Source organism: Sphingomonas baiyangensis, from assembly GCF_005144715.1.
Classification (GTDB): domain Bacteria; phylum Pseudomonadota; class Alphaproteobacteria; order Sphingomonadales; family Sphingomonadaceae; genus Sphingomonas; species Sphingomonas baiyangensis.
This window is the reverse complement of sequence record NZ_SWKR01000002.1, coordinates 563941-585963: the sequence shown is the minus strand read 5'-3', so window position 1 is coordinate 585963 and position 22023 is coordinate 563941. Positions and strand designations below refer to the sequence as shown.

The 22023-nt window shown below is 68.0% G+C and carries 23 protein-coding genes; 10 read left to right on the top strand and 13 right to left on the bottom strand.

Annotated features, from left to right (window positions below; all coding sequences use genetic code 11):
- Nucleotides 1–42 precede the first annotated feature (42 nt).
- The 7 genes from FBR43_RS06000 to FBR43_RS05970 all read right to left on the bottom strand — a co-directional run bounded on the left by FBR43_RS06000 (nucleotide 43) and on the right by FBR43_RS05970 (nucleotide 8658).
- Nucleotides 43–309, bottom strand: coding sequence for a formate dehydrogenase subunit delta (locus FBR43_RS06000; RefSeq protein ID WP_249276476.1), 267 nt, complete (start codon nucleotides 307–309; stop codon nucleotides 43–45).
- Entirely contained in the window at nucleotides 306–3152 is a 2847-nt protein-coding gene (fdhF, locus tag FBR43_RS05995) for a formate dehydrogenase subunit alpha (protein ID WP_136942304.1), read from the bottom strand. Before fdhF ends, FBR43_RS06000 begins: the two co-directional genes overlap by 4 nt.
- A 5-nt stretch (nucleotides 3153–3157) precedes the next feature.
- Entirely contained in the window at nucleotides 3158–5158 is a 2001-nt protein-coding gene (locus FBR43_RS05990; protein ID WP_136942303.1) for an NADH-ubiquinone oxidoreductase-F iron-sulfur binding region domain-containing protein, read from the bottom strand.
- 85 nt (nucleotides 5159–5243) lie between these two features.
- A complete protein-coding gene (locus FBR43_RS05985; RefSeq protein ID WP_136942302.1) occupies nucleotides 5244–6119 on the bottom strand; it encodes a LysR family transcriptional regulator in 876 nt (291 codons plus the stop codon).
- A gap of 42 nt (nucleotides 6120–6161) precedes the next feature.
- Nucleotides 6162–6809: a class I SAM-dependent methyltransferase gene (locus tag FBR43_RS05980; protein ID WP_249276475.1), complete on the bottom strand. Its 648-nt coding sequence runs from the start codon at nucleotides 6807–6809 to the stop codon at nucleotides 6162–6164.
- Nucleotides 6806–8044 (bottom strand): DUF3419 family protein, encoded by a 1239-nt coding sequence (locus tag FBR43_RS05975; RefSeq protein ID WP_136942301.1) that lies wholly within the window; start codon nucleotides 8042–8044, stop codon nucleotides 6806–6808. Before FBR43_RS05975 ends, FBR43_RS05980 begins: the two co-directional genes overlap by 4 nt.
- A 131-nt stretch (nucleotides 8045–8175) precedes the next feature.
- The gene (locus tag FBR43_RS05970) at nucleotides 8176–8658 is read right to left on the bottom strand and encodes a hypothetical protein (protein WP_136942300.1); all 483 of its coding nucleotides are present in this window, start codon (nucleotides 8656–8658) and stop codon (nucleotides 8176–8178) included.
- Between the two features lie 77 nt (nucleotides 8659–8735).
- On the opposite strand from FBR43_RS05970, the gene rpiB reads away from it, so the two are divergent.
- Nucleotides 8736–9185 carry a ribose 5-phosphate isomerase B gene (gene rpiB, locus FBR43_RS05965; protein WP_136942299.1) on the top strand — a complete coding sequence of 150 codons (450 nt, stop codon included), beginning with the start codon at nucleotides 8736–8738 and terminating at the stop codon, nucleotides 9183–9185.
- On the opposite strand, the gene FBR43_RS05960 is transcribed toward rpiB, so the two are convergent.
- Entirely contained in the window at nucleotides 9176–9634 is a 459-nt protein-coding gene (locus FBR43_RS05960; protein ID WP_136942298.1) for a DUF3429 domain-containing protein, read from the bottom strand. The genes rpiB and FBR43_RS05960 overlap by 10 nt on opposite strands.
- Nucleotides 9635–9737: 103 nt before the next feature.
- On the opposite strand from FBR43_RS05960, the gene glyA reads away from it, so the two are divergent.
- From glyA to rpsD, 6 genes are all read left to right on the top strand, one after another.
- Nucleotides 9738–11072: a serine hydroxymethyltransferase gene (glyA, locus tag FBR43_RS05955; protein ID WP_136942297.1), complete on the top strand. Its 1335-nt coding sequence runs from the start codon at nucleotides 9738–9740 to the stop codon at nucleotides 11070–11072.
- Nucleotides 11073–11082: 10 nt separating this feature from the next.
- A complete protein-coding gene (locus FBR43_RS16100; protein ID WP_169542518.1) occupies nucleotides 11083–11241 on the top strand; it encodes a hypothetical protein in 159 nt (52 codons plus the stop codon).
- Complete coding sequence (gene nrdR / locus FBR43_RS05950; protein ID WP_136942296.1) at nucleotides 11241–11702, top strand: transcriptional regulator NrdR; 462 nt, start codon at nucleotides 11241–11243, stop codon at nucleotides 11700–11702. The genes FBR43_RS16100 and nrdR overlap by 1 nt, the downstream gene beginning before the upstream one ends.
- Nucleotides 11703–11810: 108 nt before the next feature.
- Nucleotides 11811–12905 carry a TrmH family RNA methyltransferase gene (locus tag FBR43_RS05945; RefSeq protein ID WP_136942295.1) on the top strand — a complete coding sequence of 365 codons (1095 nt, stop codon included), beginning with the start codon at nucleotides 11811–11813 and terminating at the stop codon, nucleotides 12903–12905.
- Between the two features lie 99 nt (nucleotides 12906–13004).
- Nucleotides 13005–13229, top strand: coding sequence for a hypothetical protein (locus FBR43_RS05940; protein ID WP_169542517.1), 225 nt, complete (start codon nucleotides 13005–13007; stop codon nucleotides 13227–13229).
- A 179-nt stretch (nucleotides 13230–13408) separates the two neighbouring features.
- On the top strand, nucleotides 13409–14023 hold the full coding sequence (rpsD, locus tag FBR43_RS05935; RefSeq protein WP_136942293.1) for a 30S ribosomal protein S4: 615 nt from the start codon (nucleotides 13409–13411) through the stop codon (nucleotides 14021–14023).
- Nucleotides 14024–14170: 147 nt separating this feature from the next.
- Here rpsD and FBR43_RS05930 read toward each other — a convergent pair whose 3' ends face one another.
- On the bottom strand, nucleotides 14171–16156 hold the full coding sequence (locus FBR43_RS05930; protein ID WP_136942292.1) for an alpha/beta hydrolase family protein: 1986 nt from the start codon (nucleotides 16154–16156) through the stop codon (nucleotides 14171–14173).
- A 124-nt stretch (nucleotides 16157–16280) separates the two neighbouring features.
- On the opposite strand from FBR43_RS05930, the gene FBR43_RS05925 reads away from it, so the two are divergent.
- Nucleotides 16281–17252 (top strand): agmatine deiminase family protein, encoded by a 972-nt coding sequence (locus tag FBR43_RS05925; protein ID WP_136942291.1) that lies wholly within the window; start codon nucleotides 16281–16283, stop codon nucleotides 17250–17252.
- Nucleotides 17253–17358: 106 nt separating this feature from the next.
- Nucleotides 17359–18207 carry an N-carbamoylputrescine amidase gene (aguB, locus tag FBR43_RS05920; RefSeq protein WP_136942290.1) on the top strand — a complete coding sequence of 283 codons (849 nt, stop codon included), beginning with the start codon at nucleotides 17359–17361 and terminating at the stop codon, nucleotides 18205–18207.
- A 39-nt stretch (nucleotides 18208–18246) separates the two neighbouring features.
- Here the strand turns inward: aguB and FBR43_RS05915 are convergent, their stop codons facing one another.
- A complete protein-coding gene (locus FBR43_RS05915) occupies nucleotides 18247–18537 on the bottom strand; it encodes a hypothetical protein (RefSeq protein WP_136942289.1) in 291 nt (96 codons plus the stop codon).
- Nucleotides 18538–18655: 118 nt separating this feature from the next.
- Nucleotides 18656–19399: a Bax inhibitor-1/YccA family protein gene (locus FBR43_RS05910; protein WP_136942288.1), complete on the bottom strand. Its 744-nt coding sequence runs from the start codon at nucleotides 19397–19399 to the stop codon at nucleotides 18656–18658.
- Nucleotides 19400–19515: 116 nt separating this feature from the next.
- On the opposite strand from FBR43_RS05910, the gene thpR reads away from it, so the two are divergent.
- Nucleotides 19516–20052, top strand: a complete 537-nt coding sequence (thpR, locus tag FBR43_RS05905; protein WP_136942287.1) for an RNA 2',3'-cyclic phosphodiesterase — start codon at nucleotides 19516–19518, stop codon at nucleotides 20050–20052.
- A gap of 5 nt (nucleotides 20053–20057) precedes the next feature.
- Here the strand turns inward: thpR and FBR43_RS05900 are convergent, their stop codons facing one another.
- Both FBR43_RS05900 and FBR43_RS05895 read right to left on the bottom strand, forming a co-directional pair.
- Nucleotides 20058–20636, bottom strand: coding sequence for an SAM-dependent methyltransferase (locus FBR43_RS05900; RefSeq protein WP_212611898.1), 579 nt, complete (start codon nucleotides 20634–20636; stop codon nucleotides 20058–20060).
- Nucleotides 20633–22021 (bottom strand): amino acid permease, encoded by a 1389-nt coding sequence (locus FBR43_RS05895; protein WP_249276474.1) that lies wholly within the window; start codon nucleotides 22019–22021, stop codon nucleotides 20633–20635. The genes FBR43_RS05900 and FBR43_RS05895 overlap by 4 nt, the downstream gene beginning before the upstream one ends.
- Between the last annotated feature and the right edge of the window lie 2 nt (nucleotides 22022–22023).

Here is a 22023-nt window from a genome sequence, read left to right as displayed (position 1 = left end):
GTCGTCTCCCATATTCCCGTTGCCGCAGGGGCGGCAGCGTCTCTATCCCGCGTCCGCTCCACCGGCGAACACCGTCGCGGCCGATTGCGCGCCCGGATCGCCCCGCCGGCGCAGCAGCGCGATCGCACGCGCCGCGATCGGATCGAGCGCCGCCCGATCATCGGCCATGATGCGCTCGCGCATATGTGGGTCCCAGAACGCCGCGATGTGATCGGCGGTTGCAAGCGCCGCAGCCTCATCTCCCCGCGCCGCCAGATTGCGCGCGATCTGGTTGGCCATATAGACCAGCCGCTCGTCGGGCGTCATCATTCGGCGGCCACCGGCTCGATGCGCCGCGCACGCTCGGCCTGGCGCGCATAGGCTTCCTGCCAGTCCGACGGCCCGTTCGAAGCCGATACCTGCACCGCCGTCACCTTGTATTCGGGGCAGTTGGTGGCCCAGTCCGAATAGTCGGTGGTGATGACGTTGGCCTGCGTCACGGGATGGTGGAAGGTGGTGTAGACGACGCCGGGCGCGACGCGCTCGGTAACCAGCGCGCGCAGCGTCGTCTCGCCCGCACGGCTTTTGAGCGTCACCCAGTCGCCGTCGCGCAGGCCACGGTTCTCGGCGTCGCTGGGGTGGATCTCGAGCCGGTCCTCGGGATGCCATGCGACATTCTCGGTCCGCCGCGTCTGCGCGCCGACATTATAGTGGCTCAGGATGCGCCCGGTGGTGAGCAGCAGCGGGTAACGCGGCCCCGTCTTCTCGTCGGTAGGGATATAGTCGGTGACGACGAAATGCCCCTTGCCGCGTACGAACCCGTCGAGATGCATCGTCGGCGTGCCCGTCGGCGTCGCGTCGGTCGCGGGCCATTGCAGCGATCCATGCGCCTCGAGCGCGTCGTAGCTGACGCGCGCGAAGGTGGGCGTCAGCCGCGCGATCTCGTCCATGATCTCGCTCGGGTGGGCATAGTTCCAGTCGAGGTCGAGCGCCTGCGCCACCGCCTGCACGATCTCCCAGTCGGCCAAGCCGTTCTTAGGCTCCATCACGCGGCGCACGCGCTGGATGCGGCGCTCGGCATTGGTGAAGGTGCCGTCCTTTTCGAGAAAGGTCGAACCCGGCAGGAAGACATGCGCGTAATTGGCCGTTTCGTTGAGGAAAAGATCCTGCACCACCACGCATTCCATCGCCGCCAGCCCAGCTGCGACATGCTGCGTGTTGGGGTCCGATTGCAGGATATCCTCGCCCTGCACGTACAGCGCGCGGAAGCGGCCCTCGGTCGCCGCATCGAGCATATTGGGAATGCGCAGCCCCGGCTCGGGATCGAGTTCGACGCCCCATGCCGCCTCGAACAACGCCCGCGTCTCAGCATCGGCGACGTGGCGATACCCCGAATATTCGTGCGGGAAACTCCCCATGTCGCACGCGCCCTGCACGTTGTTCTGGCCGCGCAACGGATTGACCCCTGCACCCTCCAGCCCGACATTGCCCGTCGCCATCGCCAGATTGGCGATCGCGATCACCGTCGACGAACCCTGGCTGTGCTCGGTCACGCCCAGCCCGTAATAGATCGCCGCGCGCCCGCCGGTAGCATAGAGCCGCGCGGCTGCGCGTAGATCGGCCGCCGGCACGCGCGTCAGCGCCTCGGTCGCTTCGGGCGACCGCGCTTCCTCTGCGACGAACGCCGCCCATTCGGCGAACGCTTCAAGGTCGCAGCGCGCGCGGACATAGTCCTCGTCGACCAGCCCTTCGGTCACGACGACATGCGCCATCGCGGTCAGCAGCGCCACATTGGTGCCCGGCTGCAACGGCAGGTGATGATCGGCCTCGATATGCGCGCTGCGCACCAGATCGGTCCGCCTGGGATCGACGACGATCAGCCGTGCGCCCTGACGGAGCCGCTGCTTCATGCGGCTGGCGAACACCGGGTGCCCGTCGGTGGGGTTGGCGCCGATCACCATCATGACGTCGGCGGCCATCACGCTGTCGAAATCCTGCGTGCCCGCCGACGTGCCGAACGTCGTCTTGAGGCCGTATCCCGTAGGCGAATGGCAGACGCGCGCGCAGGTATCGACATTGTTGTTGCCGAAGCCCTGGCGGATGAGCTTCTGGACCAGATAAGTTTCCTCGTTGGTGCACCGGCTCGAGGTGATGCCGCCCACCGCGCGCCGGCCATGCTCGGCCTGAATGCGCCTGAACTCCGACGCCACGCGCCCGATCGCCTCGGCCCAGCTCACTTCGCGCCACGGCTGGTCGATGCTCTCGCGGATCATCGGGTTCAGGATGCGCTCGGCGTGGTTGGCATAACCCCAGGCGAAGCGCCCCTTCACGCAGCTATGCCCGCGATTGGCCTTACCTTCCTTCCACGGCACCATCCGCACCAGCTGCTCGCCGCGCAGCTCGGCGCGGAAAGTGCAGCCCACCCCGCAATAGGCGCAGGTGGTGACGACGGCGCGGTCGGGCGTGCCGATCGCCTCGACCGATTTCTCGATCAGCGCCGATGTCGGGCACGCCTGCACGCACGCGCCGCACGAAACGCATTCGGACGACAGGAAGTCCTCGCTCTGGCTGGCGGCGATCACACTGTCGAACCCGCGCCCTTCCACCGTCAGCGCGAAGGTGCCCTGCACCTCGTCGCACGCGCGCACGCAGCGCGAGCAGACGATGCACTTGGTCGGATCGAAGGCGAAATAGGGGTTCGATTCGTCCTTGTCGGCCGCCAGATGATTGGCGCCCTCATAGCCATAGCGCACGTCTCGCAGCCCAACCGCGCCCGCCACGTCCTGCAATTCGCAGTCGCCATTGGCCGAACAGGTCAGGCAGTCGAGCGGATGGTCGGAGATGTACAGCTCCATCACCCCGCGCCGCAGCTGCGTCAGCCGCTCGCTCTGCGTGCGCACCACCATGCCGGGCGTGACGGGTGTAGTGCACGAGGCGGGATAGCCCGCGCGCCCCTCCACTTCGACCAGGCACACGCGGCACGAACCGAACGCCTCGAGATTGTCGGTGGCGCACAGCTTGGGAATGCTGGTGCCGCCGAGCGCCGCCGCGCGCATGATCGAAGTGCCCTCGGGCACTTCCACCGTCGCCCCGTCGATGGTCAGCGTCACCATGCGCGCATCGGGCAAGGCCGAAGCGCGCGTGCCCAGATCGATTTCGCCAAGCCATGCCATCGCCGCTACTCCGCTGCCGCGCGCACCGGCGCGGGGCTGAAATCCTCGGGGAAATGATCGAGCGCACTCAACACTGGATAGGGAGTGAACCCGCCCAGCGCGCACAGCGAACCATATTTCATCGTGTCGCACAGGTCGCGCAGCAGGCCGATCTCTTCGGCTGGCCCGCGTGGCGAGGCGCGCGCGTTGCGCATCTGCGGCATCGCCTCCAGCGTGCCCGCGTCGCGACCGGTGCCGGCGATGATGCGGTTGATCAGTTCCACCCCGCGCGTCGATCCGATGCGGCAGGGCGTGCACTTGCCGCAGCTCTCTACCGCGCAGAACTGCATCGCGAAGCGCGCCATCCGCGCCATGTCGACGCTGTCGTCGAACACCGTGATGCCGGCATGGCCGATCAGCCCGCCTGCTTCGGCGAACGCCTCGTAATCGAAAGGCAGGTCGAACATCGATGGCGGGAAATAGGCGCCGAGCGGCCCACCCACCTGCACCGCGCGCACCGGCCGCCCGCTCGCGGTGCCGCCGCCGATATCCTCGATCAGCTCGCGCAGCGTGATGCCGAAGCCAATCTCGAACAGCCCGCCATGCTTGACGTTGCCGGCAAGCTGGATTGGCATCGTGCCGCGCGATCGGCCGAAGCCGATTTCGGCATAGCGATCGGCGCCTTCGGCAAGGATGAACGGCACCGCGGCCAGGCTCAGCACATTGTTGATGACGGTGGGCTTGCCGAACAGCCCCGCGATTGCTGGCAGCGGCGGCTTGGCGCGCACCTGCCCGCGCTTGCCCTCGATCGAATCGAGCAAAGCCGTTTCCTCGCCGCAGACATAGGCGCCCGCGCCCACGCGTACCTCGAGCGTGAACGGCGCGATCCGCGATGCGGCCAGCCCGATCGCAGCTTCCATCGTGCGGATCGCGAAGGGATATTCGGAACGGATATAGACATAACCGTGCCCCGCCCCCACCGCATGGCCCGCGATCGCCATGCCCTCGATCAGGCAGAAGGGATCACCTTCCATCAGCATCCGGTCGGCAAAGGTGCCGCTGTCGCCCTCGTCGGCATTGCAGACGATGAATTTCTCGCCCGCCGCGGCCTCGAGCACCGTCTGCCACTTGATACCCGTGGGAAAGCCCGCGCCACCGCGCCCGCGTAGCCCCGATGCCTTGACGGCATCGACCACCGCCTGCGGCGCCATCGCCCGCGCCGCCTCCAGCCCCTTCCAGCCGTCATGCGCGGCATAGTCGGCAAGGCTCAGCGGATCGGTCTTGCCTGCACGCGCGAAGGTAAAGCGCTGCTGGCGCGCGAAAAAGGGCAGCGCCGCCACATCGCCGATGCGGTTGAGGTGCGTACCGTCGATCACCTGCGCGATGTCGCCCGCCGCCACGGGGCCGTAGCCCACGCGCCCCTCGGGCGTCTCGACCTCGACCAGCGGCTCGATCGCGAACAGCCCGTGGCTGCTGACGCGTACCACCTCGGCCCCCGCCGCGCGACACGCATCGGCAAGTGCGTCGGCGCCCAGCCCCACCGCCGCCATGTCGCCCGATACGAACACGCGCGTGCCGGGCGCGAACCGCGCCGACACGCCCGGCGCATCGGCGACATCGAGATCAGCCGCGCACGCCACTGCCGCCACCGGCCTCCCGTCGACCAGCGCCGCCGGACCACTCGCACATAAGCCCAGACAATAGACCGGCTCGCTCGCGACACCTTCGTTCGCAAGCGTCTCGGCCAGCGCGTCGGCACCGCGCGCCTGGCACGCCTCGGCACGGCACAGCTTCACCACCCGGCCCTTGGCGGGGGCGTCGCGAAAGTCATGGTAGAAGCTCACCACGCCATGTACCTCGGCGCGGCTGAGGTTGAGCGCGTGCGCGACCAGCGGCACCGCTTCGCCGGGCACATGCCCCAGCGCATGCTGGATCGCGTGCAGCAGCGGCAGCAGCGCGCCGCGCGTGCCCGCATACTGCGCTGCCAGCGTCTCGACGAGTGCAGCATCGGATGGCGTCATCGCCATGCCCGTTCCTCTCCAGTCATGCAGCCGCCTTGTTCGCGCCCCACGCCACACAGGTCAAATCGACAGTGCTTATCGTTGATAGCCATCACCTATCACGTAAGCGATCTCCCACGGCCAGCGCAGCCAGCGCCATCGGTCCCAGCGGAGTGCGATCGGCGACGATCAGCCCAATCGCGCTGGCGGGCATCGCCACGTCGAACGCGATCATCTGCGCCCAGGCGGGCAGCAGCGGCGCATAGCTGTCGGGCATGATCGTCGCGAACCCGCCCGATGCGACGAGTGCCAGCAGCGCGACATAGCTGTCGGCTGTCGCCGCGGGCCGCGCGGCATGGCCTATAGCCGCCAGATTGGCGTCGAGGATGCGGCGGTTCTGCATTCCCTGGTGCAGCAGGCACAAGGGCTGCGCCAGCGCCTCGTCCCAGCCGATCGCTGCCGGTGCGTCGCCGGTCGCTCGCCGCACGAACAGCATCCGCTCCGAATAAAGCGGCACGCGCACCACCCCCGAAGGCGGCTCATGCTCGACATAAGTGAGGCCGGCATCGAGCGCGAACTCGGCCAGCCGCGCCGCGATCTCGCGAGAGGTATGCGACGATATCGACAGCCGAAGCTGCGGATGCAGCCGCGCCAGCTCGGTCGCGAACATGCCGATCGCAGGCATCGATGCGGGGATCGCCCCCAGCCGCAATTCGCCCGTCAGCGGTCCCGGCGCCGCCTGTGCCGCCTGCACCAGCCCGTCGATCGCCGCGACCACCTGCCGCGCCCAGGGCAGGATCGCCCGCCCCTCGCCCGTCAGCCCGATGAAGCGCCGGTCGCGTTCTACCAGCCGCCGCCCCAGCTGCTGCTCGAGCGCCGCGATGCCCGCCGAAAGCGAAGGCTGCGTGACATGGCACGCCGCCGCCGCCCGCGCGAAATGACGTTCGCGGTCGAGCGCCAGCAGATATCGCAATCCGGAAAGCTGCATCGCGCCACGATAGGCCGCGCCTATCTGTGTGACAACGGGAGGCTAGTGCCGCCGCAGGTCCACGGCCCAGGCATAGCCGCGATACAGCCGCGTGAAGCGCATCTCGCCCCCCACCATGCCTGCCGCCACGCGCACCGCCTGCGCCAGTCGATCGCGCGGCGTCACGTCGAAGCGCCGCAGCCAGGCGAACAGCGCGGCGCGGAACAGGCCCGGCAGACCCTCCTGCTGGCCGAAATCGACGATGTGCAGCACGCCCCCCGGCGCCAGCGCGCGCGCCGCCGCTTCGATCGCGCCGCGCCAGTCGGGGATCATCGACAGCGTGTAGCTCAGGAAGACGCGGTCGAACGCGGCAACGCCGAACAGCGCCTGCGTGTCGAACGCCGCGGCATCGCCGCGCGCCAGCACGATCCGCCCCGAAAGCCCCGCCTTTGCCACATTGGCGCGCGCGGTCTCGAGCATCGCGTCCGATATGTCGAAGCCGTAGAAGCGCGTCTCGGGCCAGCGCCGCGCCGCCACGATCAGGTTGCGCGCCGTGCCGCATCCCACTTCCAGCACCGTGCCGCCCGGCGGTGGTGCCAGCCGCCGGATCAGCCGGTCGCGGCCGAGCAGATAATAGCGGCGAGTCAGGTCGTAGATATGGCGCTGGCTGCGATAGATCGCGTCCATCCGCCCGGCATGGCCGGCGTTCATCCCCTGAGCACGTACAGGTGCACGCCGCCATAGATCGCCGATCGGTCGCGCAGCGTGAAGTCGCGCGATGCCTCGACGTGATACTCCCAGCGATCGAGCAGCGCGGGGTCGAGCCGGCCCGGCAGCAGGCTCGGCTCGGCAGCGGTGCGGAACAGCACGCGCGCGCCCGGCCGCGCGGTGCGCGTGATGCCGCGCCACAGCCGGTCGAGCACGGCATCGGTCATCCAGTCCTGCGCATCGAGCAGCACATAGCGGTCGAGCGACGCGTCGGGCATCGCATCCAGATAGTCGCACATGTTGGCGTGACGCACCTCGACACGATCGACGCGCGCCACGAGCGCGGCGTGGTGCGCGCGCCGCAGATAGGGCGGCAGCGGCGCCGCCGGCCCCGCGCCATAGCCGCGCCCGAACGCCTGCCAGGCGAAGTAATTGTCGCTGAGTGCGAAGTCGCAGGCGAGCTTTTCGAGCCGCCGCTTGAGCACCGCGGCCATCCGGCCTTCGGGATCGGCGGTCGCCAGCGCCTCATACTGCGCGGGCGGAATACCGAGGCCGAACAGCGATGCCGGCTGGTCGGTCAGCCAGCGCACGAACTTCTTGTCGAACACCGGCGCCAGCTTCGCCTCGAAGATCGCGCGCTGCTCATCGATGTCGCGCGCTTCGAGCAGCACGCGCGGATCGACCTTGTAGAGCTTCGCCACCAGATGCGCCGCGCCGATGAAGCCGCCGAGCAGCCCCTTGCGATAGAAGCCGCGCGAGAAGCCACCGATGCGTCGCCGCCCCGTGAGGTCGCGGCCTTCCCAGTATCGCCGCGAGACATCGTCGAGATGCGGGGCGATGTGCTCGCGATAGGCGTCGACATTCTCGGGCCGGTTCGCCTCGTCGAAGAAGCGGTGGAACGCTGCATGGTCGGGCAGGTGGCGCGCCGCCGCCAGCTTCAGCCGGTTGAGCGCGATATGCGCGGTATTGAGGTCGACCGCGGTAATCGCGCGCGGGTTCGCGGTCAGGTAGCTCAATACGTTGCAGCCGCCCGATGCGATCGTCACCACATGGCAGTCGGGCGTGATCGCCAGCGCCTCGAGGTCGACTTCGGGGTCTTCCCATATCTGCGCGTAGACGAGGCCGCGAAACGCGAAGGTGAAGGCACGTTCGAGTACCCCCTGTTTCGAGAGATGCTCGTGGCGATGCACCGCGGCGCAAACGGCGCGGTTGGCGGGGGCTGGCGCTGCTAAAGGCATGGCTCGCCGATACGCCCGCGATATGACAGCGGGGCGACGCGCCCGTGAACGCTTTGCTACAATGTCGCCGCCAAATCTACGCCGGCCAGCCGGTCCGGGGCCACGAAGTATCCGTCACCCCGCAGCCGCGTTCAATCGCGGCAATATCCCTCGCCATCGCGCACGCGCAGGCAGTCCTGCTTGCCCGCCAGCCATTTCAGCCCCGTGCCGTCGCCGTCGCTCGCGCGCAGCACCTGCGGCCCGTCGCGGCGCGTGAAGGCGATGCCCTCGGGCGTCGCGGTGCCGGTGAATTCGCCGCGGTCGTCGAGCGTATATTGCATGGTGAGGTCATAGCGCCCCGGCCGCGCCTCGTCGGCGGCGATGTCGAGCGCCAGCCCCTCGGGGCCGGTCCAGCGCCCAACCCAGCCGTCGGCGACCGCGATCGCGGCGTTGCCCGCGGGAACCTCTGCCGGGCCATCGTCATCGGCCTCTCCTTCGCCCGCCGGCAGTTCGACGACGTCGCCGTCTAGGCCGGCGCGGTTCTCGGCGGCGAGCGCGGCATTCTCGGCGGGCGTGGTCGCGCTACCGCAGGCACCAAGCGCAAGCGCGAGCGAAACGATCATCAGGCGTGCCATTCAGGTCTCCGGCTGGCTTCGGGACGGCACCCAAGCTAGGGACGGGGCACCTCCACGTCCACCCGAGAGCCTTCGCCATGTCCGCAACCGTCCACATCGCATCCGATCACGCCGCGATCGAGCTCAAGGCCGCGCTCGTCGCGTGGCTGCGTGAACAGGGCCATAGCGTCACCGATCTCGGGCCCACGGGCAGCGAGAGCGTCGACTATCCCGATTACGGCTACCGGCTGGCGCAGGCGGTGGCCGACAAGGGCGGCGTCGGCGTCGCGCTGTGCGGCTCGGGCATCGGCATCTCGATCGCGGTCAACCGCCATGCCGCCTGCCGCTGCGCGCTGGTCAACGAGCCGCTGTCGGCACGCCTCGCACGCGAGCATAACGACGCCAACGTCATCGCCATGGGCGCGCGGCTGGTGGGCATCGAGATGGCCAAGGCCTGTCTCGACGCGTTCGTCACGACGCCCTTCGGCGGCGATCGCCACCGTCGCCGCGTCGAAAAGCTCGGCAATCCCGCCTTCGATCAGGCGTAGATCGCGATACCCAGCGTACAGGCGCCGAGCCCGAGCGACAGTGGCGTGCGCAGCCGCAGCCACCATGCTGGCGCAAGGTCCAGCGCCGCAAGCCGGCGATCGACCGCGAGGCTGGCGACGAGCGCGAGCCCGAGCATCAGCATCGACGGCCCCGGCCATGTCGCGCCGATCGCCCAGGGCACGCATCCCGCAAGCGCCACGAGCGACGGCACTACCGCAGCGCCATAGACCCATCCCGGCGCCCGCGCCCCCGCCGCGGCGGCCAGCCCCCACCACAGCCCGCCCAGGAAGCTGAGGATCAGCGCGGCATAGGCAAATCCCAGCGCCTGCGCGGCGAACCGCCATTCGGGCACGCCCGAATAGGCCGCCGCAAGTGCCAGCAACTGCGGCAGCAGCCCCGCAAATCCCAGATAGCGCGCTGCGGGCGGAGCGGTGGTCGGATCGGCCATATGGCCTTAATGGTGGCTGGCGCAGCGGCGCGCCAGCCTCTAGAGGCTGACGCGAAACGATCGCCGCCGGGCGCGCGCCCGGCGCTGCAAGGGAATATCCGCCATGAGCACCAGCCCCGCCACGCTGCATCCCGCCCGCGAGCCCCAGGCCCGGTTGCACGACGTCCAGCCCGACGGCTTCTTCACGCGCACGCTCGGCGATGCCGATCCCGAGGTGTTTGCAGGCGTCACGCAGGAGCTCGAGCGCGAGCGCCACCAGATCGAGCTGATCGCCAGCGAGAATATCGTCTCGAAGGCGGTGCTCGAGGCGCAGGGCAGCGTGTTCACCAACAAATATGCCGAGGGCTATCCGGGCAAGCGCTATTATCAGGGCTGCGCGCCCTCCGATGCCGTCGAGACGCTCGCGATCGAGCGGGCCAAGGCGCTGTTCGGCTGTGGTTACGTCAATGTCCAGCCGCATTCGGGGGCGCAGGCGAACGGAGCGGTGATGCTGGCGTTGACCAAGCCCGGCGACACGATCCTCGGCATGAGCCTCGACGCCGGCGGCCACCTGACGCACGGCGCGAAGGCCGCGATGTCGGGGAAGTGGTTCAACGCTGTGCAATATGGCGTGCGCCGCGACGATCACCGCGTCGACTTCGATGAGGTCGAGGCGCTGGCGAAGGAGCATCGCCCCAGCCTCATCATCGCCGGCGGATCGGCCTATCCGCGCGAGCTCGATTTCGCACGTTTCCGCGCCATCGCCGATGAAGTCGGCGCGAAGTTCATGGTCGACATGGCGCATTTCGCGGGCATCGTCGCGGGCGGGCTGCACCCCTCGCCCTTCGCGCACGCGCATGTCGTCACCACCACCACGCACAAGACGCTGCGCGGCCCGCGCGGCGGCATGATCCTCACCGATCACGAGGATATCGCCAAGAAGATCAATTCGGCGGTGTTCCCCGGCCTCCAGGGCGGCCCGCTGATGCACGTCATCGCCGCCAAGGCGGTGGCGTTCGGCGAGGCGCTGCGTCCCGAATACAAGACCTATATCGCCGCCGTCGTTGAGAATGCCCGCACGCTGGCCGCCACCTTGAAGGCGCGCGGCGCCGATCTGGTCTCGGGCGGCACCGACACGCATCTGGCGCTCGTCGATCTCACGCCGCTCGGCGTCACCGGCCGCGATGCCGACGAGGCGCTCGAGCGCGCCGGCATCACCTGCAACAAGAACGGCATCCCCTTCGATCCGCTGCCGCCGGTGAAGACGAGCGGCATTCGCGTTGGCAGCCCGGCGGGCACCACGCGCGGCTTCGGCACCGCCGAGTTCGCCGAGATCGGCGAGATGATCGCCGACATTCTCGATGCGCTCGCCGCCAAGGGCGAGCATGGGGACCCTTCGGTCGAGGCGGACGTTCGTGGGCGTGTTCGCACGCTGTGCGAGCGCTTCCCCATCTATTGAAGGAACCGCGATGACGCATGAGGAAAAGCAGGTCGGCAAGAGCATGGCCAAATGGGGCGCGCTGGGCGCGGTGATCGCGCTTCCGGTGCCGTTCGTCGGCTCGCTGATCGGCGCCGCCGCCGGCGCGGGCTATGCCTATTACAAGGCCAAGAAGAAGCCCGGCGTGTAATGCGCTGCCCGTTCTGCGCGCATGACGACAGCCAGGTAAAGGACAGCCGCCCGTCGGAAGACGGGTCGGCCATCCGCCGCCGCCGCCAGTGCACGGCCTGCGGCGCGCGCTTCACCACCTTCGAGCGCATCCAGCTGCGCGACCTGACGGTGCTCAAGAGCGAGGACCGCCGCGAGCCCTTCGACCGCGAAAAGCTGCTGCGCTCGGTCGCGATCGCCTGCCGCAAGCGCCCGATCCCGCCGGGTCGTGTGGAGCAGCTTGTCTCGGGCATCCAGCGCCAGCTCGAGACGCTGGGCGAAAGCGAGATCGATTCGCAGCGCATCGGCGAGATGGTGATGGAAGGGCTGAAAGGCCTTGATTCGGTCGCCTACATCCGCTTCGCCAGCGTCTACAAGGACTTCCGCGAAGCCCGCGACTTCGAGGAATTTGCCGGCACGGTGAGCGAGGTCGCGCGGGGGTAGCTTGCACCTTGCCGAACACGCGTATCGGAAAGATAGGGGCAGCAGCCCCTCCCGTTCGTCCCGAGCGAAGTTGAGGGATGGTTTCGAGCGAAGCGAGAACTCCCGACCGTGCCTTTCTGGACCTACATGCTTCGCTGCAACGACGGCACCTACTACACCGGACACACCGACGATCTCGAAAGCCGCGTCGCTCAGCATCACGCCGGCACATTACGCGGCTACACGCATGATCGCCGCCCGCTCGAACTGATATGGAGCGAAGCCTTCGCCACGCGCGAGGAAGCGCTCTCGGCCGAATTGCGCGTGAAGGGCTGGTCGCGCGCCAAGAAGGAAGCGCTGGTCGCGCATGACTGGGATCGATTGAAGCGCTTCTCGATGCCGCCCTCCGAGCGCAGCGGGCGTGAGAACTCGGCCTCGACTGCGCTCGGCGGCATCCCTCGACTTCGCTCGGGACGAACGGATGAGGGGCACCTGGCACCTCCCTCCCCCGCCATCGTCCTAGTGCGCCCGCAACTCGGCGAGAATATCGGCAAGGCGGCGCGCGCGATGCTCAATTTCGGGCTCACCGAGATGCGCCTCGTCGCCCCGCGTGACGGCTGGCCCAACCCCTCGGCCGGCCCCGCCGCCTCGGGCGCCGATCGTGTCCTCGCCGAGGCGCGCGTGTTCGACAGTGTCGCCGACGCCGTCGCCGATTGCGCGCATGTCTATGCCACCACGGTGCGCAAGCGCGGCGTGACCAAGCCCGTCGTCGCGCCCGACGCCGCGGCCCAAGCGATCCATGTCGGGCCGGGCCGCTCGGCGATCCTGTTCGGCCCCGAACGTTCGGGGCTGGAAACCGACGACGTGGCGCTCGCGCGCACGATCCTGACGGTGCCGATCAATCCCGAATTCGGCTCGCTCAATCTGGCGCAGGCGGTGATCCTCGTTGCTTATGAATGGTCGAAGCATGTGGCGCTCGCGCAGCCCCCGGCCGTCGATCATGATCCGCCCGCACCGCAGGCCGATCTCGACGGCATGCTCGATCAGCTCGATACGATGCTCGATGCCGCCGGCTATTTCCACGTGCCCGATCGCGCGGCGGTGACGCGCCGCATGCTGCGCACGCTGCTCACCAAGCCCGGCTGGAGCGCGCAGGAGGTCCGCACCGTGCGCGGCATCCTCTCTACGCTCGACCGCCCGCGCAACCGCCGGGGAGCCGAATGACCGCATGGGGTTGCCCGTCACCGCGTTCGCCGGCACCATGACGCGACAAGCGCACGCCGCAGTTTCAACGGCATGGACGCGCAACCGAGGAGATTCCTGATGTTGGCCACCCTTCTGCTCATAGTCGCTATGCCCGCCCAGGCGCAGGAACCTGCCGCCGCGAAGGACGACAAGCCGGTTTGCCGCACCTTCCGCCCCGCCGGCTCGCGCACGGGCGGCGAGCGGGTGTGCAAGACCAAGGCAGAGTGGGAAGCGCATGCTAGGCTTCAGCGCAATAGCGGCGGCGCCGGCAGCACGCGTTTCGCGCCCGAAGTGAACCGCTGACGTCGCCGCGCAGACCTTGACTCGGCGCGGCGCCGCGGTTACCCGCGCGCCTTCGCAATCAGGCTCCGCACCCCGGTGAAGCGGTGGCCCTGTGCCCCAGGCACAGGCGATGACCGGGATCGCGATCAGGGCGCACGCCGTCCGGGTCAACGTCATCCGCAGTTTGCCAAGGAAATTACATGTCGAAGCGTTCAAGCGCCAAGTTCAAGCTCGACCGCCGCATGGGCGAGAATATCTGGGGTCGTCCCAAGTCGCCCGTCAACAAGCGCGAATATGGCCCCGGCCAGCACGGCCAGCGCCGCAAGGGCAAGATGTCGGACTTCGGCATCCAGCTGCGCGCCAAGCAGAAGCTCAAGGGCTATTACGGCGACGTCACCGAGAAGCAGTTCAAGAAGGCCTATGAGGAAGCGTCGCGCATGAAGGGCGACACCTCGCAGAACCTCATCGGCCTGCTCGAGCAGCGGCTCGACATGATCGTCTATCGCGCCAAGTTTGCGCCGACGATCTTCGCCGCGCGCCAGATCGTCAGCCACGGCCACATCCGCGTCAACGGCGTGAAGTGCAACATCGCGTCGCGCCGGGTGAAGCCGGGCGAAGTCATCTCGCTCGGCAGCAAGGCCAAGGAGATGGCGCTGGTGATGGAAGCGCAAAGCCTCGCCGAGCGCGACATCCCCGATTACGTCACGCCCGACGGCAACGCCGCGGTCACCTTCACGCGCGTGCCCACGCTCGACGAAGTGCCCTATCCGGTGAAGATGGAACCGAACCTCGTGGTCGAGTTCTACTCGCGCTGAGCCTTGGCTTCAGCAAAGCTGAAGCCGGCACCATCAGCGCGAGCGGCCGGCGGCGCTCCAGCGCCGACCGACGGCGCGGCTCCGCCGCGACGCCCTCGCAATAAGAAAAGGGCGGTCACGCAGGGGGCCGCCCTTCTTCGTTGCGCGCTACTTCCCCAGCGCCGCGTCCAGAAACGCCGCCGACCGGCTCAGCATGTCGGTCCGCGCGGCGCTGTCCTCCAGATAATGGTCGAGCTTGTCATACTCGATCAGCTCGCTTCGCTTGCCCGCCGCCTGCAACCGGCTGTGCATCAGCCGCGCCTGCGCGATGCCGACATTGCGGTCGAGGTCGCCGTGGAACATCAGCACCGGTGCCGCGAACTTCGCGGCATGGCGCGCCGGCGACCCGCTCGACACATGCTCGCCGGTGCCGATGAAGTCGCGCACCATACGGTAATTGCTCCAGTAGCGCGATTCCTCGCGCAACCGATCGAGATCGGTAACCGGCGCCACCGCGACGATCGCCTTGAACAGCCCCGGCTCGGTCACGCCCGATTGCAGCGCGGCATAGCCGCCATAGGACCAGCCGAACACACCAAGCCGCCCGGCATCGGCACCCTGGCTCACCAGCCAGCGTCCGGCGTCGTTGACGTCGCCGATCGCGGTGCGCCAGCCCTGGAAGCCGTTCTTCTGGAACCACGCGTCGCCATAGCCCGTCGATCCGCGGAAATTCGGCTGGAGCACCGCATAGCCCTTGGCGGCGAAATACTGCACCAGCCAGTCGAACCCCCATTCGTCGCGCGCGCCGGGGCCGCCATGCGGCATCACCAGCGCAGGCAGGCCCTTGGCGCTCGTCTTGCCCGGCGGCAACGAGAGATAGCCGGGGATCATCGTACCGTCGGCCGCCCGATAGGTGATCGCCTGCATCGTCGCGAGCGAGCGGTTCTCGAGCGCAGGGCGTTCGAGCATCAGCTCGCTCATCGCCCCGCCCTTGCGATCGAGAATGTAGTAACGCCCCGGATCGTCGTCGCTGCCCGCCCATAGCAGCAATATATTCTCGTCCTCGCTCGAATCGACGAAGCGCACCAGCGGCGCATCGGGCAGCGCCTTCGAGAGCGACGCCGACAGCCGCTTGAGCACGGGATCGAGATACTCGACCTCGCTGTGGTCGGTGACGTATTGCACGCCGACGATCCGCCCGCGCCGACCCATCCGCATGAAACCCGCGACATCGACGTCGGGATGCGAAAACAGCAACGTCTCGGTTCCCGCAGCATCGAGCGTCTTGGTATAGGCCGCGAGCCGCCCGTCTACGCGCTTCAGCCCATAGGCGAGGTTGCGTTCGCGATCGACGCCATAGGGATTGAAACCCGCCTCGTCGCGATCGACGATGCTGATCCGCCGCCAGGTCGATTCCCCGGGCGCGCGGTGCAGATACAGCGTGCGCCCAGTGGCATAGCCACTGGCGTCACGCTCGCCCTGGCCCTTGATGCGCACCACGCCATGCCCGTCGGTGATGAATTCGACCGCCAGGTCGTCGGGCCGTTCGCGCGTGCTGAACTGCAATGTAAGCGTGTTTACCAGATCGACGCCAAGCCCTGCGCGCGTCTGCGCCAGCCGCGTGCCAGTCGCGCGCTCGGGCACGTAGGGCCTCGCCATCAGCACATGCCCCTCGTCGCCCGGCGCCCAGTCAATCACGCTCCCGCCCGACAGCGCATATCCCAGCTTTTCGCCGGTACCACGTTGCAGATGAAGGATGCGGGCATTGCCGCCGTCCGCATCAACCGCGACCTTTCGCGAGACATAGGTGATGCCCGTTTCGATCCGCGTCACCGCGTAGATTGTGCATAACAGCCGCTGATTGCTCGTCCAGTGACAGTCGCTCAGCCGATCGGGAGCGCCATCGGCGCGCGCGACCGGCTTCGGCGTCGCCAGACCGCCACCGCTGAGGTCCAGCACCACCAGTGCGTTGCCCTGTCCGCCCGTCGGAGCGATATAGGCCACTTTGGTGCCGTCGGGCGAAAGACTTGCCTGCTGCACCGCGGGGCGCGCGCCGAAGGCCGCCGCCAGCCGATCGCCCTGCTGCGCCGATGCGGCGGGCGTGCCCGCCACCATCGCGAGCGCCAACAGGCTCGCCCCTCCAACCAGTCGCATCGCGTCCTCGCCCCCCTTTGTCCCCGCCGTCAGCGTTTCGCACTATGCGAATGATTGCAAGCACTTCCAAAGCGCGCCGTCGAATCATTGTCGCTGGCGTGGCAAGCTTGATACAGGCGGTCGCATGACGCTTCCCCCACCCCCCGAATGGGCGCCGCACGACGCGGTATGGATCGGCTTTCCCAGCCACCCCGAGATCTGGGGACCGCCGCTCGAGGCCGCGCGTGCCGAGACCGCCGCCTTCGCCAATGCGATCGCCGCCGGCGGCAAGGGCGAGCGCGTGCTGCTCGTCGCCGCCGATGACGAGGCCGCGCGCGCCGCCAGCCTACTCATCGATCGCGGCGTCGAGCTGGTCGTCGAGGATTTCGGCGACGTCTGGCTGCGCGACACCGGCCCAATCGTGACCGGGGACGGCAGCGCGCGCATCTTCGCGTTCAACGGCTGGGGCGGCAAATATGATTTTCCGGGCGACGAGGATGTCGCCGAGCGGCTCGCGCGCCGCCGCCGGCTTAAGGCCACGCGCTGCGAGTGGGTGCTCGAAGGCGGCGCGATCGACGGTGACGGCACCGGCCTCGTCGTCACGACCGAACAGTGCCTGCTCAACCGCAACCGCAATCCCGGCCTCGCGCAGCGGACCGCCGAGGAGTGGCTGGCGCGCGATCTGGGCTATGACCGCGTGCTGTGGCTGGGCGATGGCCTCGTCAACGATCATACCGACGGGCACGTCGACAATCTCGCGCGCTTCGTCGCGCCGAACCGCCTCGCGGTGCCGACGCCAGAGGAGAACGACCCCAACTGGCTGATCTATATCGACGCCGCGCGCCGTGCTGAGGCGTTCGGCGTCGAGGTGGTGCGCATCCCCTCGCCCGGCCGCGTGCTCGTCGACGAGGAAGTCGTGCCGGCGAGCTACATGAACTTCTATATCGGCAACGCCGTCGTCGCCGTGCCGACCTATGGCCAGCCCAACGACGATGCCGCCGTCGCCGCCATCCAGGCGCTGTTCCCCGATCGCCGCGCCATCGGCCTGCCCGCCGCGCATATCCTAACGGGCGGTGGCAGCTTCCACTGCATCAGCCAGCAATTGCCGCGGCTATGACGAACCCGTTCGGGCTGAGCCTGTCGAAGCCCGGCCCTTCTGTTGTTCACCGCTCGCGAGAACAAAGCAGCCCTTCGACAAGCTCAGGGCAAACGGAGTGTGCAGCATGACCGAAGTAACCGTCGCAGCAATGCAGCTGGCGTTCACGCCCGATATCGACGCCAACATCGCTGCCGTCAGCGAGCTGGTGCGTGAGGCGCATGGCCGCGGCGCGCAGGTGGTGCTGCCGCCCGAACTGTTCGAGGGCGAATATTTCTGCCGCACCGAGGAGGAGGAATGGTTCGCCACCGCGCGCCCCGCCGCCGAGCACCCCGCCGTGCTCGCGATGCAGCGCCTCGCCGACGAGCTTGACCTCTACATCCCCACCAGCTTCTTCGAGGCCGACGGACCGCACCATTATAACAGCCTCGCGATGATCGGACCCGATGGCGCCATCCAGGGCATCTACCGCAAGAGCCACATTCCCGACGGTCCGGGCTATGAGGAGAAATTCTACTTCCGCCCCGGCAATACCGGGTTCAAGGTCTGGAACGGACCCGCCGCCAAGCTCGGCGTCGGCGTGTGCTGGGACCAATGGTATCCCGAAACCGCGCGCGCGATGATGCTGATGGGCGCCGAGCTGCTATTCTATCCCACCGCGATCGGCGCCGAGCCGCACGACCCGACGCTCGACACGCGGCGCATGTGGCGGCGCGCGATGCTGGGTCATGCGGTGTCGAACGTCGTGCCCGTCATCGCCTCGAACCGCATCGGCACCGAGCATGGCCAGGCCTTTTACGGCCACAGCTTCATCTGCGATGAATTCGGCGAGATGCTCGCCGAGTTCGGCGCCGAGGAGACGGGCGTGCTCACCGCCACGCTCGATCTGGCGCGCGTGAGGAAGAACCGCGCCGGCATGGGCTTCTTCCGCGATCGCCGCCCCGATCTCTATCGCCGGCTGGTCGAGGACGTGTAGCGCGCGGCGCCAATCTCGGGCGGCGCCGCGCGTCAGGCGTCAGGCGTCGCGCTGCCGCTCGCTTTCCTCGTGATAGCCCGAGGACGGGGCCGGGTCGCTCGATCCGCGCGGCTGCACCGAAGACGGGGTATCCGATGCGTCCATCGATTCATCGAGCCCGCGGTCGAGCTTGGCGTCCTCGTCGTCGGCGGCGTCGGCCAGATCGTCGGTAATCGCGCGATCGGTGCCCGCATCGCCGCGGCCTGCATCGCTTTCGCTGCCAGGCTTGGGCGGTGCCACGCTCAACCCGTCGGTCGCGGCATCGTCGATGCGCAGTTCGTTCTCGCTCATGACATTCCCTCCGTCAGTTCTTTACCGACAACGAAGCCCCCGAGCGCCCGTTCCCGCGCAGCAAAAAGGCCCGGCGATCGCTCGCCGGGCCTTCGCATTCTCGAATGTTTGCAGCGGGTTATTCGCGGCTGCCCAGGAACGAGAGCAGGAACTGGAACATGTTGACGAAGTCGAGATACAGCGCCAGCGCGCCCATGATGACCGTCTTGCCCATCATGTCGGTACCCGCCACCTGATCGTACATCAGCTTGATGCGCTGCGTGTCATAGGCGGTGAGGCCGGCGAACAGCAGCACGCCGATGGCGCTGATGACGAGGCTCATCGTGCCCGACTGGAACCACAGGTTGAGCAGGCTCGCCACGATCAGGCCGACCAGACCCATGATGAGGAAGGTGCCGAACGCCTGCAGGTTGCGCTTGGTGGTGTAGCCGTAGATCGACAGCGACAGGAACGCCGCCGCCGTGGCGAAGAAGGTGATCGCGATCGACGAGCCGGTGTAGACGAGGAAAATCGTCGACATCGACAGGCCCATCACCGTCGCGAACGCCCAGAACAGCAGCTGCGCGGTGCCCGTCGACAGGCGGTTGATGCCGAAGCTCAGCACCAGCACGAAGGCCAGCGGCGACAGCATGATCGCGTATTTGAGGATGCCCGGCGACTGGAACACCGCCGCCGCGGGCGAGCTTGCGCCGCCCATCGAAAACAGCAGCGCGACGATGCCGGTCAGCAGCACGCCCGACGCCATGTAGTTGTAGACCGAAAGCATATAGGACCGCAGCCCCGCATCATACGCGGCAGAGCGCGTACCTGCGCCCGTCGCATAGGGAGCGGCGGCCGTCCGGGGATCAGACCAGTTTGCCATTACGAACTCCTTTGCCCGGCACCAAGCGCCGGATAGTCTCGAATATCGCCCTTCCCCGCCCCGCTTTCAAGCGAAACCGGATCGCGCGAAGGCGCCTTCGCGGTTAATCATGGGCTATGCATCGCCTGTTCGTCGCCATCCGCCCGCCCGCCACGGTCCGCGCGCAACTGATCGCGGCGATGGGCGGCGTGCCCGGCGCGCGCTGGCAGGACGGCGACCAGCTCCACGCGACGCTGCGCTTCATCGGCGAAGTCGAACGCCCGCTGGCCGAGGAAGTGGCGATCGCACTGGGCAGCCTGCGCGCCGCGCCCTTCGCGCTACGAGTCGAAGGCGTGGGCAGCTTCGATCGGCGCGGGCGCGTCCATACACTATGGGCGGGGCTACGCCCGCATGACGATATCGCGCGCCTCCACCGCAAGGTCGATCAGGCGCTCGCCGCCATCGGCTTGCCGCGGGAAGGGAGGGCCTATCTGCCGCACGTCACGCTCGCGCGGATGGGCGGCAGCGCCGGCCCGGTCGATCGCTTCCTGGCCGATCATGCCGGCCTTGCCAGCCCGCCGTTTCCGGTCGAGCATTTCTATCTGTACGAGAGCACGCTGGGCCATGAAGGCGCGCGTTACGAAGCGATAGAACGCTACCCGCTACGCGGCTGACGAGATCAGTTGGTAGCCCCCGCCTGCACCGGAATCGTCCAGCGATAGAGTGGCCGACCGCGCACGCGGATGCGCGCATCAGGCGTCCAACCGGGAACCGCGTGATAATGGCCGATCACGCGCGAGCCGGGCTTCAGTTGCGCCAGCAGGCGCGGTGCGAGCCGCCGGTTGATGCTCGGGAACAGGAACAACGTCACTACGCTCGCGCCCGACAGGTCGGCCTCGAAGAAATCCTCGCCGCGAAACGTCACGCGGTCGCCGACGCCCGCCTGCGCGGCGTTCTCGCGCGCTACCGCCACCAGTCGCGGGTCGATCTCGATGCCCACGCCGCGTGCGCCGAAATCGCGCGCGGCGGCGATCGGGATACGCCCGTCGCCCGATCCCAGGTCATAGACGACGTCGCCCGGCCCGACGTTAGCCAGCTTGAGCATCGCCTCGACCACTTCGGGCGGGCTCGGCTCGTAATAGACGTCGGGCGTGCGCGCGGGTTCGCCAGCGGCGACGCTGCCGTCGGCCAACCGCGGGATCGCGGTGGCGCAGCCGCCAAGCAGCAGCGCCGCCACCACGATCGCCAAGCCTCTCACTCCGCCGCCGCGGCGTTGCGGCGCGAATAGCCGAAATAGACGAGCACGCCGGCCACGTTCCACAGCAGGAACCAGAACTGCGTCTGCGTCGGCAGGCTGAAGAACAGATAGAGGCATCCGAGGATCGCCACCGGCCCCACTACCCATGCCAGCGGCGTGCGGAAGCGCCGCTCGGCATTCGGCGCACGCCGGCGCAACACAAGCATACACAGCGATACCGCGATGAACGCCGCGAGCGTCCCCGCATTGGCCAGCGCCGCGATCTGGTCGATCGGCAGAACGCCCGCGATGATCGCCACCAGGATGGCGGTGAAGATAGTGATCCGCACTGGCGATCCGCGCGACGAGATCGTCGCCAGGCTGCGCGGCAGCATCCCGTCGCGCGCCATCGTGAAGAAGATGCGGCTTTGCCCGAACAGGAATGCCAGCAGCACCGTCGGCAGCGCGATGACCGCCGAGATCGCCAGGAACGTCGCGAAGCCCGGCTGGCCGAGCTGGCGCAGGATCAGCGCCAGCGGCTCGGGGCTGTTGCCGAACTCGGTGTACGAAAGCGCGCCCACCGCCGCGACCGCGACCAGCATGTAGATGGCGATGCACGCGATCATCGATCCCACGATGCCGATCGCGAGATCACGCCCCGGATTCTTGGTTTCCTCCGCTGCGGTCGAGATCGCGTCGAAGCCGTAAAAGGCGAAGAAGATGATCGCCGCCGCCGCCATCACGCCGCGCTCGATGCCGTCGGCACCCACCGACTTGGCGAAGCCATAGGGGCTGAACGGCTCGAGATTGGCGGCGTCGAAATAGGGCAGCGCCACGAACACGAACACCGCCAGCGCGATCATCTTCACGACCACCAGCACCGCATTGAGCGTCGCCGATTCGCGCGTGCCGAAGATCAGCAGGCCAGCGACCACCGCGATGATGCCCACCGCCGGCACGTTGACCAGCCCGCCAAGCTCGGGCCCCTGCGTCAGCGCCACGGGAAAGCCGATGCTCGTCAGCAAGGGCGCAGCATAGCCCGACCAGCCGACCGCCACGGTAGAAACCACGAGCGAATATTCGAGAATCAGGCTCCACCCGACGATCCACGCCACGATCTCGCCGAGCACGGCGTAGGAATAGCTGTAGGCCGCCCCCGAGGCGGGCATCATCGTCGCCATTTCGGCATAGGCGAGCGCGGCGCAGGCGCAGATGCCGCCAGCGATGACGAACGACAGGATGACGGCCGGCCCCGCGCGATCGGCACCCACGCCAATCAGCGTCAGAATGCCCGTGCCGACGATCGCGCCCACGCCCAGCGCCACCAGATGCGGCCACGAAAGCGTGGCGTTGAGTTTGCTCGCCCCGCTTGCCGCCTGCGATTCCTCGACTGGCTTCAAGCGCATCA

Coding starts and splice junctions, on each gene's coding strand:
- FBR43_RS06000 (WP_249276476.1), bottom strand. CDS start 309: ATGATGACGCCCGACGAGCGGCTGGTCTATATGGCCAACCAGATCGCG.
- fdhF (WP_136942304.1), bottom strand. CDS start 3,152: ATGGCATGGCTTGGCGAAATCGATCTGGGCACGCGCGCTTCGGCCTTG.
- FBR43_RS05990 (WP_136942303.1), bottom strand. CDS start 5,158: ATGGCGATGACGCCATCCGATGCTGCACTCGTCGAGACGCTGGCAGCG.
- FBR43_RS05985 (WP_136942302.1), bottom strand. CDS start 6,119: ATGCAGCTTTCCGGATTGCGATATCTGCTGGCGCTCGACCGCGAACGT.
- FBR43_RS05980 (WP_249276475.1), bottom strand. CDS start 6,809: ATGAACGCCGGCCATGCCGGGCGGATGGACGCGATCTATCGCAGCCAG.
- FBR43_RS05975 (WP_136942301.1), bottom strand. CDS start 8,044: ATGCCTTTAGCAGCGCCAGCCCCCGCCAACCGCGCCGTTTGCGCCGCG.
- FBR43_RS05970 (WP_136942300.1), bottom strand. CDS start 8,658: ATGGCACGCCTGATGATCGTTTCGCTCGCGCTTGCGCTTGGTGCCTGC.
- rpiB (WP_136942299.1), top strand. CDS start 8,736: ATGTCCGCAACCGTCCACATCGCATCCGATCACGCCGCGATCGAGCTC.
- FBR43_RS05960 (WP_136942298.1), bottom strand. CDS start 9,634: ATGGCCGATCCGACCACCGCTCCGCCCGCAGCGCGCTATCTGGGATTT.
- glyA (WP_136942297.1), top strand. CDS start 9,738: ATGAGCACCAGCCCCGCCACGCTGCATCCCGCCCGCGAGCCCCAGGCC.
- FBR43_RS16100 (WP_169542518.1), top strand. CDS start 11,083: ATGACGCATGAGGAAAAGCAGGTCGGCAAGAGCATGGCCAAATGGGGC.
- nrdR (WP_136942296.1), top strand. CDS start 11,241: ATGCGCTGCCCGTTCTGCGCGCATGACGACAGCCAGGTAAAGGACAGC.
- FBR43_RS05940 (WP_169542517.1), top strand. CDS start 13,005: ATGTTGGCCACCCTTCTGCTCATAGTCGCTATGCCCGCCCAGGCGCAG.
- rpsD (WP_136942293.1), top strand. CDS start 13,409: ATGTCGAAGCGTTCAAGCGCCAAGTTCAAGCTCGACCGCCGCATGGGC.
- FBR43_RS05930 (WP_136942292.1), bottom strand. CDS start 16,156: ATGCGACTGGTTGGAGGGGCGAGCCTGTTGGCGCTCGCGATGGTGGCG.
- FBR43_RS05925 (WP_136942291.1), top strand. CDS start 16,281: ATGACGCTTCCCCCACCCCCCGAATGGGCGCCGCACGACGCGGTATGG.
- aguB (WP_136942290.1), top strand. CDS start 17,359: ATGACCGAAGTAACCGTCGCAGCAATGCAGCTGGCGTTCACGCCCGAT.
- FBR43_RS05915 (WP_136942289.1), bottom strand. CDS start 18,537: ATGAGCGAGAACGAACTGCGCATCGACGATGCCGCGACCGACGGGTTG.
- FBR43_RS05910 (WP_136942288.1), bottom strand. CDS start 19,399: ATGGCAAACTGGTCTGATCCCCGGACGGCCGCCGCTCCCTATGCGACG.
- thpR (WP_136942287.1), top strand. CDS start 19,516: ATGCATCGCCTGTTCGTCGCCATCCGCCCGCCCGCCACGGTCCGCGCG.
- FBR43_RS05895 (WP_249276474.1), bottom strand. CDS start 22,021: ATGCGCTTGAAGCCAGTCGAGGAATCGCAGGCGGCAAGCGGGGCGAGC.